Annotated in this window: 12 protein-coding genes; 7 read left to right on the top strand and 5 right to left on the bottom strand. The window is 69.4% G+C overall.

Annotation, left to right across the window (positions count from 1 at the left end; genetic code table 11):
* Positions 1 to 617 precede the first annotated feature (617 nt).
* Positions 618 to 1787 (bottom strand): MFS transporter, encoded by a 1170-nt coding sequence (locus PLE19_05585; protein HPD14399.1) that lies wholly within the window; start codon positions 1785 to 1787, stop codon positions 618 to 620.
* Between the two features lie 113 nt (positions 1788 to 1900).
* Positions 1901 to 3964 (bottom strand): DUF1080 domain-containing protein, encoded by a 2064-nt coding sequence (locus PLE19_05580; protein HPD14398.1) that lies wholly within the window; start codon positions 3962 to 3964, stop codon positions 1901 to 1903.
* Positions 3965 to 4117: 153 nt separating this feature from the next.
* Between PLE19_05580 and PLE19_05575 the strand changes: the two genes are divergently transcribed.
* The 5 genes from PLE19_05575 to PLE19_05555 all read left to right on the top strand — a co-directional run bounded on the left by PLE19_05575 (position 4118) and on the right by PLE19_05555 (position 10033).
* A complete protein-coding gene (locus PLE19_05575) occupies positions 4118 to 5101 on the top strand; it encodes an alpha/beta hydrolase fold domain-containing protein (protein HPD14397.1) in 984 nt (327 codons plus the stop codon).
* 8 nt (positions 5102 to 5109) lie between these two features.
* Entirely contained in the window at positions 5110 to 5964 is an 855-nt protein-coding gene (locus tag PLE19_05570; GenBank protein HPD14396.1) for a TRAP transporter TatT component family protein, read from the top strand.
* A 31-nt stretch (positions 5965 to 5995) separates the two neighbouring features.
* Positions 5996 to 7906, top strand: coding sequence for a glycoside hydrolase family 127 protein (locus tag PLE19_05565; protein HPD14395.1), 1911 nt, complete (start codon positions 5996 to 5998; stop codon positions 7904 to 7906).
* A gap of 348 nt (positions 7907 to 8254) precedes the next feature.
* Positions 8255 to 9088, top strand: a complete 834-nt coding sequence (locus PLE19_05560) for an RNA methyltransferase (GenBank protein ID HPD14394.1) — start codon at positions 8255 to 8257, stop codon at positions 9086 to 9088.
* A gap of 48 nt (positions 9089 to 9136) precedes the next feature.
* Positions 9137 to 10033 carry a hypothetical protein gene (locus PLE19_05555; GenBank protein ID HPD14393.1) on the top strand — a complete coding sequence of 299 codons (897 nt, stop codon included), beginning with the start codon at positions 9137 to 9139 and terminating at the stop codon, positions 10031 to 10033.
* 5 nt (positions 10034 to 10038) lie between these two features.
* Here PLE19_05555 and PLE19_05550 read toward each other — a convergent pair whose 3' ends face one another.
* Together PLE19_05550 and PLE19_05545 are read right to left on the bottom strand one after the other, a co-directional pair.
* Complete coding sequence (locus PLE19_05550; protein HPD14392.1) at positions 10039 to 12120, bottom strand: hypothetical protein; 2082 nt, start codon at positions 12118 to 12120, stop codon at positions 10039 to 10041.
* Positions 12121 to 12155: 35 nt separating this feature from the next.
* Complete coding sequence (locus PLE19_05545; GenBank protein ID HPD14391.1) at positions 12156 to 13124, bottom strand: prenyltransferase; 969 nt, start codon at positions 13122 to 13124, stop codon at positions 12156 to 12158.
* A gap of 109 nt (positions 13125 to 13233) precedes the next feature.
* Between PLE19_05545 and PLE19_05540 the strand changes: the two genes are divergently transcribed.
* Entirely contained in the window at positions 13234 to 13671 is a 438-nt protein-coding gene (locus PLE19_05540) for a hypothetical protein (GenBank protein HPD14390.1), read from the top strand.
* On the opposite strand, the gene PLE19_05535 is transcribed toward PLE19_05540, so the two are convergent.
* Positions 13631 to 15529: a hypothetical protein gene (locus PLE19_05535; protein ID HPD14389.1), complete on the bottom strand. Its 1899-nt coding sequence runs from the start codon at positions 15527 to 15529 to the stop codon at positions 13631 to 13633. The genes PLE19_05540 and PLE19_05535 overlap by 41 nt on opposite strands.
* Positions 15530 to 15716: 187 nt before the next feature.
* Between PLE19_05535 and PLE19_05530 the strand changes: the two genes are divergently transcribed.
* Positions 15717 to 16943: a hypothetical protein gene (locus PLE19_05530; protein HPD14388.1), complete on the top strand. Its 1227-nt coding sequence runs from the start codon at positions 15717 to 15719 to the stop codon at positions 16941 to 16943.
* Positions 16944 to 16947 lie beyond the last annotated feature (4 nt).

Genomic DNA, 16947 nt, shown 5'->3' with positions numbered 1-16947 from the left:
GACCATGCGCGCCAGAGAAGTCGCGAGGCTTCTTCGGATGTTTGGGGACGGCACGCGCTTGCGGGTTCTTTTCCTGCTGGCGCAATCGCCGCTCAGTGTTGGCACACTGGCGAGGACGCTTGGGTGTCCCGCCAAACGTGTGTCGAGACACTTGCAGTATCTTGGCGCCCGTGGGGTGGTTGAGTCGCACACGGAGCGAGGTAGGACGGTCTATCATCTTTGCCCACCCGCCGGTGCCCTGCACGGTGCAGCGTTGGCATGGCTGGGTGCCATGAGAAATCTAGTTGAGGAAGTGGAGCCGGACAGGTCGCGCGCCGAGGCGATTGGGAAAGAGAAGGGATGAGGCAGGGGATGTGCTCTTTCGCGCGAAAGAGCCACACATCCTCCCTAATGCTGACGCCTTCGCCACCTGCCGGCAATTCTGGGCGCCCCCCTTGCGTCCGCCTTTCGCCTCCACCAACTTGAGCATGTTCCGGGCACACGGCGCGGTATAGGTTGTGTGAAGTATGGCTCTTTCGCGCGAAAGAGCGCCCCACTTCCTACCCCCCTCTCATGCACGGGTCGAGCCTGCCCAGGGACAAGCTCGGCCCGATCCGCATGCCGTTCTGCCGCTCAACCTACCCTTTGAACAGCGCCAGGAAGGCGATCGCGCACGCCACAGTCAGGATGCACGGCACCAGGAAGATCGGGCGCCAGCGGAACTTCCCCTCCTCCTTGAAGAAGTCCATGATCACGCCCGTGAACTGCGTGCCGAGGAAGTTGCCGAGGCCCAGCGTGGCCACGGTGATGAGGGCCTGAGCCGATGCCTTGATGTCGGGCGGAGCCACACTGTCCACGTACATCTGCCCCGCCGTGAAGAAGAAGGTGTAGCCGATACCGTGGAACGAGAGCGACGCGACCACGAGCCACACGGGCTTCATCAGGGCGAAGATCACGTAGCGGGCCGGCCACGCGATGACTCCGATGGCCAGCGTCCACTGGTAGCCGAAGTGGGTCACGGCCCAGCCGAGCGCCAGCACCATCGCCAGGATTTCAGCCATCTGCGCCACGGTCATCACGGCCGGTACGTTCTTGTTCTTGATGCCGATGTCTTCCAGATACTGGGCGGTGGGCACGTAGTAGAATTGCAGCTCGGTGGTCACCACGAACGAGATGATCAGAAAGACCAGGAACTGCGGGTCCTTGAGCAGGTCGAAGGCCTTGAGGAAGGCCAACGGGTCCGAAGACTTGGCCGGCGGCGTATGCGGCAGGAACACGCACGAGACCCCCATCAGCAGCGACAGGATGCCGGCGAGGGTCAGGGCGTCCGAAGTCTTCTTCGGCTCGGCGCGCATCCGCCGCCAGAAGGCGAGGATGAAACCGGCGACGATCCAGCCGATGGTGCCCCACACGCGAATCGTGCCGACATATTCGGCCGAGGCGTGTCGCATCATCAGCGAGAAGACAAGCGGCAGTGTCGGCGCATACAGGAGGCTGTAAAGCGCCATCAGCCCCACCAGCCCGCCGAACTTGCGCTGCCGCGCCGCCACCAGCAGCACGAGGCCGCCCAGGATGCTCACCGCGGCCAGGAACCACTGGGTCTCCAGATACCGATCGGCTAGCTGCCCGCCGATGAAGGGCGACACGATGCACGCCAACCACAGCATCGCATACACCCAGCCCGTCTGTTTGCCGCTGAATTTCAGGTCCCCGAGCAGGTAAGCGGCCAGCACGGGCGCCCAGGCGCCCCAGACGGCGAACTCCAGAAACATCATCAGACTCAACTGCCCATACAGCGTCCAACTCATCGCCGCTTCTCCTAGCGAGTGAACGGGGGCGCCTGGTTGCGTGGGATGGTTGTACCCTACCGCCCCGCGGGCTGTCAAGCGCGTTTTCGCCTTGCCGCCATCGCAGGGGGCGCTCAGCGTTCGACGCGGATGCGGATGTTGTCGAACTCGGCCTGTCCGCCGGTGACGCCCACGCCCGCCGGCCCGCGGTCAAGGCCCCGCAGTGACCAGGGCGGCGCGCCGGTGCGGATGTTGTCAATCACCACGCTGAGCTGATCGCCGCGGATGCCCACCTCAATCTCGTGCCACTGGTTGAATCGGGAGCCGAGCCCGTGCCGCGCGCGGCCAATCTCGCGGAACGCGCCGTTGCGGTAGTAGCCGATCTCGTAGATCCCCTCGATCGGGAAGCGCACGCAATAGAAGTTGCCGGGGTCCTGGTACCGCACAATAAGCAGGTAGTACTCGCCCTCGCGCGTCACGCGGTCGGCCCGCACAATGCGGCAGCGGGCGCGCAGCGTGTAGTCGGCCCACTCGGGGCTGCCGGCCACCGCCGACGCCACCGGCCCCACCGCGGCCCGGCCGACCAGGCAGCCGTTACGCACCTCCCAGGCGCCCGCCTGAACCCAGTCCTTCAGGTCGGTGCCGTTGAACAGGCGGTGCGCGCCGGGCCCCAGCCTCGCCCAGGGCGATTCCGGCGTCGGCGGCTCTGGAACGTCCTTCGGCACCGGCGGCTCAGGCTCTTCCTTCGGCTCCGGAGGCTCAACCTTCTCGGGCGGCACCACGACGATCGAGGTCTGCACCTTGGGCGACTCAGGCTGCCTGAACTCGGGAATGTGCACCGCCAGGCCGGTGGCGGCTTTCGGAGATGCGGGCGTTCGGACCCGCGTCGGGCGGCCGGTCTTCGTGCCGGTTTTCGGCGGCTCCGGGAACGGTGGGATGGCGTTCGCCGTGCCCGGGTCGGGCGGCGGCTCGATCTTCGGCGCCGGCTGGATGCCGCCCTGGAGTTTGTGGGCGAACTCCTGTATCTCGGGGAAGAAGACCACCACGGCTGCCAGCGCGGCCACCGACACCACCGCCGCGACAGCCTCGAACGTCGAGAGGCCCTTGCGACGGCGGGGCGCGGGCGGCGCAGCGGCCTCGCCTGGCGCGCCCACTAGCACCGGCTTCGGCAGCACCACCGCGGCCGGCGCGGGCGCCGCCTTCGCCAGCCGCTCGTCGAGCACCCGCTGCACGTCGTCCAGCGACTCGTCCAGGTGGCGGTAGTCCTCGAGCGACAGGCGGAACGTTTCGTCGAGCGTCAGCTCCGGCAGCACCGAAGTGATGAAGACGTGCCCCACGCTGCTCGCCGGTCCCGGCGGGCCGAGCAAGCCGTTGGCCAGCGTAGCCACGCGGTCGGCCTTCTCTCGGAAGCTCACGCGAGCGTCGTCGGTCACGCGCCCGCTCTCGTAGGCTTCGTGGATGGCCCGACGCACCGCCGGCCACAGTACGCGGAGCTCGCCCGCTGCCTCCGGCGTCGGAGGCGTTGCGGAAGGCCTGGGCGGCTCGGGCGCCGGGCACGCTGCCGCGGCGGTGGCTGCCGCCAGCACGGCGCCCGGCGAAGCGATGCCGGGCAGGTCCGGGGGCGCGGGGCGCGGGAGAGGCACGGTGACGTCGAGGCGAAACTTCTGCCCGCAGCCCGGGCAGCGCACCTTCTCGCCCGAGAGCGGCACCTTCACCCGGCCGTTGCAGCGCGGGCATGTGACCTCGTTCACCGCCACGGGCGGCGTCTCGGGCGGCGGCGTGGGCGCCTCGTCGCTCGACACAGCGGCGAGTGGCGGAGGCTGCGTGGGCTTGGTCTCGGGCGGCGCCAGCGGGGGCGGCGTGACGCCCGGCGACGCCGCCGCCTTCTCCGCAGGGGCCTCGAAGCGGAACTTCCGCCCGCAGCCGCAGAAGGCCTTCTCGCCGTTCACCGGCACTTGCACGCCCTTCCCGCACTCGGGGCATCGCACCTCGCGCGTGCCTTGTGGGGGCGGCGTGTCTTCGAGATCCAGTTCGTCCTGGGGCGGCGCGGGGCCGGGCGGCAACGGCGGCGGGGCGGCAGGGCGGGGGGCCTCGAAGCGGAACTTCTGCCCGCAGCCCGGGCAGAGCACCTTCTCGCCCGTCGTGGGCACGGCGACCCTCTGGCCGCAGCGCGGGCATTTCACCGACTGCTCGGGCACAGGCATCTCCGCAATGCAAAGGCAGGCGCCGTCAGGCGGCCCCTGCCCACGTGCAACATTCTACGCCCACTCCCCTGCCAAATCAAGGTCGGGCGACGCGCATCCGATGCTTCCTTGACTCTGCCCTTCCTTGCTTGTACCCTTTCGTCTGCCATGAACACCGCCCGCTGCCCGCTCATCGCCGTGCTCGCCTCCGCCGCCCTGGCTGCCCAGGCGCCCAAGCCGCCGGAGCAGCCGGCGGCCGGGCCGGGCGGGGCCGACTACCCCCACGCCAGGGTCGTCACCAACGTCTACGGCCAGGGCGTCGCACAATACTGGCTGCTCGAGCCGGCCGAGCCCAGCCCGAAGTCCGCGCCCCTCATCGTCTTCAGCCACGGTTGGCTGGCAATGGACCCGATGATCTATCGCGGCTGGTTGCATCACCTCGTGCGGCGGGGCAACCTCGTGGTGTTCCCGCGCTACCAGGCCCACGCCCTCACGCCCGCCTGGGAGTTCGCCCGCAATGCCGTCGGCGCCGTCAAGTCCGCCCTCGCCGAGTTGAAGCGGCCCGGCCACGTGGCGCCCGACATCGAGCGATTCGCCATCGCCGGCCACTCGGCGGGCGGAGCGATCTCGGCCGACATGGCCGCCCTCGCCGCCGCCGAGAACCTGCCCGTGCCCCGGGCCGTGATGATCGTGCAGCCGGGCCGCGGCCTGCGCGGCAACGACTCGCCATTCTTCCCCCCCGCCGACGCCGCCAAGGTGCCCAAGGAGACGCTCTGGCTCGTCGTCGTGGGCGACGAAGACCGCGTGGTGGGCGACGAGACGGCCAAGGGTATCTTCCGCAGCGTGCCGCACATTCCTCCCGACCGCAAGGACTACGTGATCGTGCGGTCCGACCGCCACGGCCGGCCCCCCCTGATCGCCGACCACATCAGCCCCTGCGCCCCCGTGAACCCCGCGCCGCTTCTCATGGGCCAGGGCTGCAATGCCCTCGACTACTACGCCTACTGGAAGCTGTTCGACGCCCTCACCGACTTCGCCTTCTTCGGCAAGAACAGGGAATACGCCCTCGGCAACACCCCCGAGCAACGCTTCATGGGCAACTGGAGCGACGGTACCCCGGTGAAGGAACTGATCGTGACCGACACGCCGTAGGAGCGCCCATGCCCTCGCCTTGGCGTAGAGCCCAACTCGTCGCGGCACTTGCCGGCCTCTCCGCTGTCACGGCATGCCGCACACTGCCGCGGCCCGCGCGCCAGGTCGCCACCGCGTCGGCCTCCGAGCACGACGCCGATTGGCATTGGGCGCGCCGCGAGGAGGCGACTCACCTCCGCACCGCCCTCGCCCTCTATCGGCAGCAATTTGATCGCGCGCCCTCCGTGACCCTCTGCCACCGCGTGTGCCGGGCCTCGTTTCTGCTGGCCGACTACTTCCTCGAGGACGACCCCGCCGCCCAGGACACCGTGTTCGCCGAGGCCGCCCACGTGGCGCTCGGCGCCCTGCGGCTTCAACCCGACGTGGCCGCGACCCTGGGCGACCGCGCCGACCTCACGACGGCCGCCATCGCCCGAGTGGACGCCGAGCATGGTTCCGCCCTCATCTGGTGGGTCGCCCACTTCGGCCGCTGGCTCGCCCACCGCGACCTCGTCACCCAGCTCGTCCACATGGGCCGCCTGCTCGCGGCCATGGACCGCGCGACGACGCTGCACGCCGAGATCGCCCCCGGCTCGATTGACCGCATGTGGGGCGCCTACTACGCCCGCCGGCGCAACTTCGCCAAGGCGCGCCTCCACCTCGACCAGGCCGTCCGCCTAGCCCCCCACATCCTCTACACCCGCATCCTCTACGCCACCGACTATGCTATTCCCGCACGCGACAAGGAGACCTTCATCGCCCAGCTTCGCCTCGCCCTTGCCGAGAGGGAGCCGGCCGACCCCGAATGGGCCGCCGACTTCCGCCTCGAGCGCGAGCGCGCCAAGCGCCTCCTGGCCAAGGCCGATGCCCTGTTCCCCAAGTGACCCGCCCCCCTTCACCCCGCGGAGACCGACCATGCCCGCACCGTGCCGACGACTGAAGCCGCTCGAGCTAGCCAATGTGACAATCGCCGACACTTTCTGGGCCCCCCGCCAGGAGACCAACCGCACCGTCGGCATCCGCCACCAGTACCAGCAATGCAAAGACACCGGGCGCCTCGACGCCTTCAAGCTCGACTGGAAGCCCGGCATGCCCAACGAGCCGCACATCTTCTGGGATTCCGACGTGGCCAAGTGGGTCGAGGCTGCCAGCTACAGCCTCGCCACCCACCCCGACCCCGAGCTTCGGAAGCTCGTGGACGACACGGCGGCCCTCATCGCCAGCGCCCAGCAGCCCGACGGCTATCTGAACTGCCACTTCACCGTCGTCGAACCCACGAAGCGCTGGACCAACCTCCGCGACCAGCACGAACTCTACTGCGCCGGCCACCTCATCGAGGGCGCCGTCGCCCACTTCCAGGCCACCGGCTCCCGCGTGCTGCTCGACGCCCTGTGTCGCTACGCCGATCACATCGCCCGCACTTTTGGCCCTGAGCCCGACAAGAAGAAGGGCTACCCGGGCCACGAGGAGATTGAGCTCGCCCTCATCAAACTCTTCCACGCCACGGGCGACGAGCGCTATCTCAGTCTGAGCAAGTACTTCATTGACCAGCGCGGCCAGCAGCCCCACTACTACGACGAGGAAGCCGTCGCCCGCGGCGACGACCCTAAGAAATACTGGGCACGCACCTACGAGTACAACCAGGCCCACAAACCCGTCCGCGAGCAGGACGAGGCGGTCGGCCACGCCGTCCGCGCCATGTACCTCTACTCCGGCATGGCCGACGTAGCGGCAGAGACGGGTGACGAAGCCCTCCTTGCCGCGTGCAGGAAACTCTGGGCCAGCGCCGCCGAACGCAAGATGTTCCTCACCGGCGGCGTCGGCTCCTCCCACTGGGGCGAGAAGTTCACCGGCGACTATGAGCTGCCCAACGAATCCGCCTACGCCGAAACCTGCGCCGCCATCGGCCTCGTCTTCTTCGCCCACCGCATGCTCCAGATCGAGGCCGACGCGAAGTACGCCGACGTGATGGAACAGGCCCTCTACAACGGCGTCATTTCCGGCGTGAACCTCGCGGGCACGAAGTTCTTCTACGTCAACCCCCTCGCCTCGAACGGCGGCCACCATCGCCAGGAGTGGTTTGGGTGTGCCTGCTGCCCGCCCAACCTCGCCCGCCTCGTCGCCTCGCTCGGCAGCTACGTCTACTCGGCGGCGCCCGACTCCCTCTACGTCCACCTCTACGTCGCCGGCTCCGCCACCACCCCCCTCCCGAAGGTTTCAATACCTTCGGGAGGTTGTGCCACGGTCACCCTCACCCAGGAAACTGGCTACCCCTGGAACGGCGACGTTAGGCTCACCGTCTCGGTCGCCCAGCCCTCGGAGTTCGACCTCTTCCTCCGCATCCCCGGCTGGTGCCGCAAGCACCTGCTCAAGGTCAACGGCAAGACGGTCGCGCACAAGATGGCCAAGGGCTACGCGAAGATCAGCCGCACGTGGGCCAACGGCGACCGCGTGGAGCTCTCGCTCGCCATGCCGGTCGAACGCGTGGTCGCCCACCCGCGCGTGGCGGAGGACGCCGGCAAGGTCGCCCTCCGCCGCGGCCCGATCGTCTACTGCCTCGAGCAGGCCGACAACTCGGCGCCCGTGCGCTCGCTGCTGCTGCCCGACAGGGCCAGGCTCACCGCCCGCTTCGACAAGAAGCTGCTCGGCGGCGTGGTCGTCATCGAGGGCGTCGGCCTTGCGCCCACCCAGGCCGGCTGGCGCGGCAAGCTCTACCAGCCCGCCAGCGCCCTCTCCCTCCGCCCCGCGAAGTTCAGGGCGATCCCCTATTGCCTGTGGGACAATCGCGAGCCCGGCGCGATGACCGTGTGGCTGCCACGCGCCTGAGGCCCCAACCTCCGGTCCGCAGCCTCCCGCGGGTCGGCAACCCGCGGGAGGTTGGGCACCGAATGAGCACCCTATCTGCTCCCCCTTGGGTCCCATCCGTCCCATCCCCCGCCACCCACCGGTATGCAAAGCCGCCAGTGGTCCGCCAATGGTTTCGGAACTCATGACGGTGGCCGCTGCCCGAAGCACTTGGCGTTGGGCTGCTTCTAACCGCCGTGTTGGACGCAGGATTCTTCGCGCAGTTGCTCGAAAAGCTATTTGTGGCTACTCCACGCCCCTCACCATCCATCGAGCTTGACGGCCCCCGCCCAGTGGTCTACCATGCGTGGCACAACCCTGGGAGCTATGATGGAATCCCGGCCGCTGACGAGCGACAGCAATCCTCGCGTGAAGCTGGCGCGCAAGTTGCACCAGCGGCGCGCGCGAGAGAAGGAAGGGCTCTTCCTCGTCGAGGGGCCCCACCTGCTCGAGGCAGCGCTGGAGGCCGGAGCACCCCTTCGCGAGGCATTCTGCACGCCTGCCTTCGCGGAGGGCCATGCGGTTCTGGCCGCCCGCCTCGCCGCCTCGCCGTGGCCCGTCTGGTCGGTACCGGACGCCCTGCTCGCCCGCCTGGCGGCCACCGAGGAGCCGCAAGGCGTGGTGGCCCTGGCCGAGCTGCTGCCCGATGCGCCCGAGCCGGTGGCCACGCCCGGCCTGCTGGCGCTGGCCCTCGAGGGAGTGAGCGACCCCGGCAATGTGGGCAGCGCGCTCCGGGCGGCCCACGCGGCGGGGGCCGCCTGCGTGGTGCTGGGACCCGGCTGCTGCGACCGCTTCAACCCCAAGGCCGTGCGGGCCTCGGCGGGTGCGCTCTTCGCCGCGCCCGCGCTCTTCACTCACAGCCTGGCGGGCCTGCTGCGGCGCCTGCGCGAGGCCGCCGTGCGGGTCGTTCTGGCCGACCCGAGAGCGGCGAAGCCCTGCTGGGCCGCCGATCTGTGTGGTCCCACGGCCCTGGTCATCGGCAGCGAGGCGCACGGGGCCAGCGGAGCCGTGCGCGCCGAGGCTACCGACCGTGTGGCGATCCCAATGCCCGGGGGGGCCGAGTCGCTCAACGCCGCCGCCGCTGCCAGCATCCTCCTCTATGAGGCTCTGCGGCAGCGCGCGGCGGCCAGCGGCTTGACTTCCGCACCCGAGCGGGTTAAATAGTCTAGTGATCTCCCCAGTCACCGAGTTCTGTTGCTTCAGGAGGACGAGATGGTGCATCGTTGGGTCCGCGTGGCGGCGGCCGCCGCGGCCGCCGCGGTCTGGTGCGGGTGCGGGGCCTCGCGCGAGGGCGGGCCGCCGCGTTTGACGGGCTCCTACCAGCTCGCCGACTCTGCCGAGAAGCTGGCCGTGGGCGCCAGCGGCCGGGTCTACTACACCACCTCCCCCCGAGGCGGCATGGGCATGATGGCTCCCGGCAGCAGCAATGAGTTGCGCGTGGCCGAGGCCAACAGCCGCCCCGGCTATCCGCTCAAGCTGGCGCCCAGCGCCGACATCAAGGCGGTGGTGGCCGATGGCCTCGGCGCGCTCTTCCTCGGCGTGCGTGAAGGCGGCAAAGACCAGGTGTGGGTCTTCGACGAAACCTGGGGCGGCGACCAGGTGGAACCCAAGGCCAAGCTCAGCCCCCCTCTGCCCGGCGACCTGAACAACCTGGTCCTCAACCGCCAGGCGGGCACGCTCTTCGCCCTCTGCGGCGATAAGTTTGTGGTGGAACTCAAGGCCGACGGCACGGTGGCCCGAACCGTGGAACTGCCCGGTACCAGCCGGCCCGAGGATGCCGGCATGGACCGCCAGGGGAACCTCTACGTGCGTCGGTCGAGCGGGCCCGTGGTGAAGGTGAAGCCCGATGGCTCGGTGGACACCGAGTGGGCCAAGAGCGCCGCCGCGGCGCTGGACTATGTGCGCTCGATGGCGGTGGACGGGCAAGACGGCATCTACATCGGCGCCTCAGAGGGCGACGTGTACCTGCGGCTCTTCGACCCGAGCGGGACGCTGGTGTGCAACGTGGTAGCCGAGCAGTTGAAGTACGCGCCCGACCGCCTGGTGGCCGCGCGCAGCGGCGCGGTCTACGCGCTCGACGGGCGCTCGGTCCTCGAATTCCGGCGATAGGCGGCCTACCAGCCGCGCGCGAAGTCGTAGAGGCGAATGCGCACGGTGCGATCGGGCGGATACGGATTCTCGTAACTCGTTACCGCCAGGGTGTGCCCGGCGGGTGACCACCTCGGCTCGATCGGAGCGGGGAAGAGCAGCGGCCGACGCAGAAACACGGCCCGTCCTGTGTCCAGCTCCACCACGCAGACCCTCGTGGCGTGCGCCTCGCGCAGCGTGAACGCGGCGAAGCGCCCGCCGTGGGACAGCGCCAGCGCGCCCAACTCACCGGCTGCCTCGACGGGCACGGTGTGTAAGGCGGCGGTAGCGAGCTCGTAGCGCGTGACGAGTGCTGCCCCGCCCTCGCAGAAGGCGTAGCCCAGCGCCGCTCCGTCGGGCGACCACACGAGCTGGTGGGGAAGGGGCCGACGCGGGAACTCCACGACGCGCGCCTCGCGCGTCCGCAAGTCTATCCGCACGTAGCGCTCCCAGAGCACTCCCCCGCGGAAGTGCGCGATCAGCGCCCACCGCGCATCCGGCGAGTAGCGGTCCCAGATGTCCTCCGAGCGGGCCTCGTAGAACGGCTGCGGCACGGCGGCGCCGGGGGCCAGATGCCAGAGGGCGATGCGCGCGGGGCGCCCCTCGATGCTCTCGGCCTTCTCGGTGAGCACCAGCCCGCCGTCGGGCGCCCACCGCACCTTCCCGAAGCGCGAGAAATCGAAGGCCGACTCCAGCCGCGTCACCGCCCCGTCCGCCAGTCGTACGAAGAGCACCTCCCACCGTCGCCGAGCCTCGTTCAGCCCCAGGAACACGGCCCGGGAGCCGTCGGGCGTCACAAGGCCCTCGGAAGCGACCCGCAAGCGTGGCGGCACGGCGGCCACGCGCGCGGCCTCGGCGGCCGCATCCCAGGCCCACAGGGTGCGCGTGGAGCCGAGCGAACGATCGGGGTTCCGGTGGAACCGGCAGGTGAGGTAGAGCGCCCGGCAGCCGTTGAGCAGGTGGAGTTGCTCGGCCAGGTCGCGCACCGGCAGCCGATGCGCGTCGAGCGAGGGCATATTGAGGACCAGGTACGCAGGGTCGCCGGCCTCGTCGGTCGCATGCACCCCGATGCGGCCGCCGTCGGGTGACCATGCGAGCGCCCCGTCGCCCAGGCGCAGTGGCTCCGTGGTGAGAACGGGCACCGGCTCGCGCACGCCTACGCGCCAGGCCAGGCCAAGCGACACCGTGAGAGCCGCGGCATATGTGGCGACCACCCTTGCTGCGCGCGGGCGGCCGGGCAGGCACGTGAGAAACGTTGCCACCGCCCACCCCAGGCAGCCCGCGAGCAGCAGCAACACCCAGGAGCTTCGCCCGTGGGCCATTCCCGGCGCGTACGAGAGAAACAGCCCAGCCGCCAGCGCCGTGTACGCAATGACGAGGGCCGACTTGGGGCGCCACTCGCGCCCCAGCGACTGGCCCGCCAGCCCGCAAGGCAGCGCCAGCGAAGCCGTTAGGACGCCCCACCCGGCCGTCACCACCCCGGCCGAGAGTGCGGCCGCGAGCGCCGCGGCCGCCAGCCCCACGGCCAGGGCCAGGAACGACAGCGCGGCAACCCGGTGCGAGAGCGGCACGCGGCGCGGGTCGGCCAGCCAGGCGCGCAGGCGCGCGTTGACGGCCGCGTGCGGGGCGCGGGCCACGATCTCGCGCACCAGCCGCGCGTGGCCCACCCAATGGCCGGGCAGCGCGAAGCCCGGCCGCCGCAGGCGCGCGAGCAACCCTCGGGGCCGGCCCCGCCGCACCAGCACCAGCGGCACGTCGGTGTAGAGGCCCAGCGGCGCCACAAGCGCGGCCACGTTCTCCCAGCGCAGCGTCGCCGTGCCCAGCAGGCGGCGGAGCGTGAGGGCTTCGTCGCCCACAACCAGCCGTTCACGCGCGACGCACAGCCAGCTCACGAGGACGAGCAGCGCGATTCCCCCGCACACGTACGCGCAGCCGACCCGCGCCATCGCCTGGTACTGGAGGGGAAACAGCCCGACGTACTGGGTCAACAACCCACCCAGCGCGGCCCCGCCCGCCGTGCCAGCCGCGGCGCGCAGGGTCGAACGGCGAAAGACCACGGGCTCTGGCATCCCCTGCCCCCGATCGCCGACGCGCGCCATGGTGCTCAGCGCCCGATGCCCAGCGCGAGACCGGCGAGGCAGGCGCCCGCGAAGATCACCATGAAGAGAACCTGCTGGGCGATCGTGCCTGCCATGGCGGGCACCAGGGCGAGCGGATGGGCGTAGCTCGCGCGAAGCTGCCTCACAATGTGCACCGACAGCGGCGCCAGGGCGAGAGTTGCCGCCGCAAGCCAGGGCATCCAGCCGAGCAGCACGCCCGCGGCAAGCGACCCGTAGACGGCCAGCAACATGCCCGTGTAGAGCCACACGGCGCGCCGCAGCCCCAGCCGCACCACGAGCGTGCGCTTGCCCACCGCCGCGTCGGCCTCGCAATCCGGGAACTCGTTGATGAGCAGGATGAGGGCGACGAGCAGCCCGGCCGGCACGCCCACCCAGGAGCCTTCGGGCGTCATCCGGCCCCGCAGCGCCCACTCGGTGCCCAGGGCCGGCAGCACGCCGAAGCCGAGCATCGTGGCCAGCTCGCCGAACCCGTGGTGGGCGAACTTCACCGGCGGCCCCACGTAGAGCCACGCGATGCCGACCCCTACGAGGCCGATGCCGAGCAGCACGTGGCCCGGCGTGCGGAGCCACAGGTAGATGCCGCACGCGGCGCCCACGGCCGAGCACAGCACGGCCGCGCGCAGCACGGCGCCCGGCGTGAACACCCCCTCCTGGATCACACGGCTGCCGCCCGAGAAGGCCGTGGGCAGGCGGTTCACCTCGTCGTTCCCGCTCAGGTGGTCGAAGTAGTCGTTCGACAGGTTGGCGCTCAGGTGCACGAAGGCGATGCCGACCACGGCCAGGATGGCGTGGACGGCGTTCACGTGGCCATCAAGCCGCCATGCCGCGGCGATGGTGGCCAGCACCGGCAGCACCGAGGCGGTGAGAAAGGGCAGGCGGCAGGCCACGGCCCACTTCTTGATCCATGGGTCCGACGGCAACAGCCGTTGCGCAGGCAGCAATGCAGCTTCCACGGGCGCACTCCTTCCGGCCTCCATGCTATTGTCCAGGCATGAGCGTCCCGAGTCAAGCGACGCTTGCGCGCCCGCCCTCCATGTGATAAAGAGGGAGCGGAGGCGCCAAGTGAAGAACCCAGCCGAACGGGTCCTCGTGCTGTTGCTGCGCGTGGTGGGGTGCGTCGAGCTGCTCGCCCTGCTTCCGACCGTGATGCCCCGGGCCTGGATGGCGTTGATTCACGAGCACATCGGCCTGGGCACGTTCCCCCCGGGGCCGATCGTCGAGTACCTGGCCCGCGCGCTCTCGGCGTTCTACGCGTTCCACGGGGGGCTGTTGCTGCTGCTCTCGACCGACGTGCGACGCTACGCCGTTGTGCTCACGTACGCGGCCGTGACGATCGTCGGCTTCGGCGTGCTGGCCATCGCGGTGGATGTGTGGGTGGGCATGCCGTGGTGGTGGACGGCAGGCGAGGGGCCGTTCCTCGTGCTCTTCGGCATCGTGCTGCTGGCGTTGCAGGCGCGGGTCAGGGGAGCATGCGGTAAATCCCCGGCGGAACCTTCTTGAACGAGCCGTCGCGCGAGCGGCGCAGGCGCAAGGCGTCGGTCTCCTCGACGAGCAGCTTCGTGTCGTGCCAGGGCTCGGGCAGACGGAGGGTGCGCGTGAGCTTCTCGCCCTCGGGCACCGACACGATCAGGCGGTCGCCGAGCACCGACAGGTCGCCGGGCAGGGCGGTGAAGGCGTCGCGGCAGCCCTTGTCGCGCAGCAGTTTGGCGAGGTAGCGGTTCCTCTCCTCGAAGCCGGGGCGCTCTTCGCGGCAGGTGAAGCCGGCAGCGGGGAAGAGGCGTGGCCCCTGGTCAATCACGAGCCGCTTCGGCGCCCAGCGGTTGAGCTGGAGGAAGAAGTCGCGCGGCCCCAGCCCGTCTATTGCTCGCACAGGGTTCGAGTGGATGGAGAAGACGTTCACGGGCGCGTCGAGTGGGGCGCCCTCCCCTAGCAGGATGGCCTCGGGGTCGCACGCCTTGATGCAGGCATAGACCTCCTCGATGAAGCAGTTCATCGTCAGGTTGGTGTCGCCTGGGAAGCGCATCCAGGGACGCGGGGTGTAGTCGGGCGGGCTGGCGAAGCCCATGCAGTCGAGGAAGATGCCCTTGGCCCCGCACTCGCCGATGTAGAAGCGAATCCACTTCTTTGTGTAGTCAATGTAGCCGGGGTGGCCGAAGTTCGGGTAGGCCATGCCGCCGTCAATGCTGCCCCACGAGCGGCACATGCGGCCGTCAATCCCGCGAATGAACCAGTCGTCGTCAACCTCTGGCGCGCCGGGCTGGAGGCCGGAGTGGGACATCCAGATGAGTAGGGGCACCCCCTTGTCGGCGAGGCGGCGGCACATGGCCTTGAACTCGGCCCGCGTGCCGTGATTGGGGTCGGGCTCGTAGCCCAGCGGCGTGGTGCCGCTGCACACGGGGCGGTTGGTGACGAGCGAGTAGCCGATGCCGCTGAGCTCGCCGCTCGCCAGCCGCTTTTCCCAGTATGCCGCTTGCTCGCGCCAGGTGGGCTGGTTGTTCCAGGCGAGGCCCTCGCCGAAGAGAGTCTTGAAGACCCACTCGGGCGGCTCCTCGTAGTAGAAGGTCACGTACCAGCCGAGCCAGCGCATCATTTCCTCCCGCGCCCTGCCATAGTAGAGCTTGATCTCGGGCATGTGGAGCGAATCGCCCAGGCGCCAGGGCGCGTGGAGGGTGAAGTCGTAGCCCACGCCGCGGCCCGCGTCCGCGATGTTCAGGATGTAGCCCACGTTCGGGCGCCGGCACGTGATGGCCAGCCAGTGCTCGGTCTTCGCGTTGTAGAAGAGCCCGCCGTGAATCGCCAAGACGCCTGGATAGAGTCGCCGCCAGACGTTCTGCATGAAGCGCTTGCAGTTCTCCGGCGTGTCGTGCTCATAGCCACAATGGCCGAACTCGTCGGTCGGACCGGTCGAGTGGGACGACGCGAAGATCATCCGCGTGTCGTCGCCCCAGAAGCGCCAGTTCCAGTTCATCAGCGAAAACGTGTCCACGTGCAACGGCGCCTCGACCACCGGGCCGCCGGGGCCGGGGCAGGGACACGTCTGGTCGGCCAGTTCGCGGCGGATGAGATAGTTCACACCGAAGCAGTTGAAGGGCGTGTTGTGGCGTCCGCCCATCGTGCGGGCGAGCACAAGACCCCAGCCCGAGAGCTGGTCCACAAACCGCTCGCCCTTGAGGTGTGCGATCTCCCGTGTCGGGTCATTGGGGTCCCGGTGCTTTCGGAGCGGGAGCGGCGAGCCGTTCACCCACAGCTCCGACCGGAGCGGCTGCTCCTGATCGAGCAGTTCCTCCCCGTACAGCTTCACCGAGCACACCTGCCCGGTTGCTTCACGGCAGGAAACGACGAAGTCTTGATCGGCCATGGCGCTTGCTCCTCTCCGTAATTCGCCATATCGTCGGGGTGGGCCCTGTAGATTGTATGCAGGCAGCGTGCGTGACGCAAAGGGGCGTCGGGACCCAGGAGACGCCCGTTTTCCATTGCACTCCCCGTCAAGCAGCACTATAATCCCGGAGGCTTCTGTGCAGGGACACGAGTAGGAGAGAAGACCCATGGCACACGATGGCCAGGCGATCAGCCGCCGCGCGCTGCTCAGGCAAACCGTCCTCGGGGCCGGGGCCGCGGCGCTCGCCCGCTCCGCCTTCGCTCTCGACGCGGCCCAGACGAAAGACTGGCTCGGGCGCTGGGAGAAGTACATCCTGGACTCCGCGCGGACCCGCTACTGCGACAAGGAGACGGGCGAGGAGATCGGCTGGCTCATCAGCCCCTTTCTCAACGGCTTCGCCTACGGCTACCTCGCCACCCGCGACACAAAGTGGCTCGATCTGCTTGTGGATTGGGCCGACGCCTGGATCAAGCGCGGCGTGAAGGAGCCCGACGGCTTCGTGGGCTGGCCCAAGGCGGGCACAGGCGGCGCTTTCACGAAGGACCTGCTCACCGACAGCCAGCTCGGCGAGGCGATGGGCCTGCTGCCCCTCGCCATCGCCGCCGACGCGATTCGCAGGGCCCCGGCTCTCAAGGGCAAGTACGGCGCCAAGGCCGAAGAGTGGCTCACGCTCAACGAGAAGACGTTCGCAAAATGGGACTCCCGCGGCGCCTGGCGCGAGGCCAAGCCGGGCGGCGTGTGGGTGGTGCCCCCCTTCGGCATAGACCCCAAGACGAACCAGTGGACCGAAGGCTATGCGACGCGCAAGACCGACGGCTTCTCGCACCCCGCCAATAAGCAGAACCTCATCGCCTGCTGGCTCATCGCCCTCCACGATGCCACGGGCAAGGCCGCCTACCGCGACCGGGCGGGGAAGTGGTGGCAACAGATGAAGGCGCGCATGCGGCTCCGCGACGACGGCAAGTTCTATGTGTGGAACTACTGGGACCCCGCCGGGCCGTGGGATTACAAGCCCGACGGCTCTCCGAAGCACTGGGTGGGCGTGCACCCGAACGGTGGCTATTACGGCATTGACCTCGAGGGCATCGTGGCCGCCTACGAGCACAAGCTCGTTTTCGCGAAGGACGACATTGCCCGCCTCATCGCCACGAACCGCGACTTCATGTGGAACCAGCAGGTGCAGGGCGCGAAGTTCCAGCGGATTGACGGCGGCGCGCCTGACAAACGCTGGGAGAGGACCCCCGGCGTCCTCTGGCTCGCCCTCACGCCCTACGACGACACGCTCCGCAAGGTCTTCGAGGCCAACCACAATCCCGCGAGTTGGGGCGGCCTGGCGGCCACGCCGCGATACATCGCGCGAGAAGCCCATGGCAAGGAGACCGAAACCCGATGAGACC

The organism is Planctomycetota bacterium (genome assembly GCA_035384565.1).
Classification (GTDB): Bacteria; Planctomycetota; PUPC01; order DSUN01; family DSUN01; genus DAOOIT01.
The sequence above is the reverse complement of the archived record's forward strand: the minus strand, read 5'-3'. Positions and strand labels throughout refer to the sequence as shown.

Coding starts and splice junctions, on each gene's coding strand:
- PLE19_05585 (HPD14399.1), bottom strand. CDS start 1,787: ATGAGTTGGACGCTGTATGGGCAGTTGAGTCTGATGATGTTTCTGGAG.
- PLE19_05575 (HPD14397.1), top strand. CDS start 4,118: ATGAACACCGCCCGCTGCCCGCTCATCGCCGTGCTCGCCTCCGCCGCC.
- PLE19_05570 (HPD14396.1), top strand. CDS start 5,110: ATGCCCTCGCCTTGGCGTAGAGCCCAACTCGTCGCGGCACTTGCCGGC.
- PLE19_05565 (HPD14395.1), top strand. CDS start 5,996: ATGCCCGCACCGTGCCGACGACTGAAGCCGCTCGAGCTAGCCAATGTG.
- PLE19_05560 (HPD14394.1), top strand. CDS start 8,255: ATGGAATCCCGGCCGCTGACGAGCGACAGCAATCCTCGCGTGAAGCTG.
- PLE19_05555 (HPD14393.1), top strand. CDS start 9,137: ATGGTGCATCGTTGGGTCCGCGTGGCGGCGGCCGCCGCGGCCGCCGCG.
- PLE19_05550 (HPD14392.1), bottom strand. CDS start 12,120: ATGCCAGAGCCCGTGGTCTTTCGCCGTTCGACCCTGCGCGCCGCGGCT.
- PLE19_05535 (HPD14389.1), bottom strand. CDS start 15,529: ATGGCCGATCAAGACTTCGTCGTTTCCTGCCGTGAAGCAACCGGGCAG.
- PLE19_05530 (HPD14388.1), top strand. CDS start 15,717: ATGGCACACGATGGCCAGGCGATCAGCCGCCGCGCGCTGCTCAGGCAA.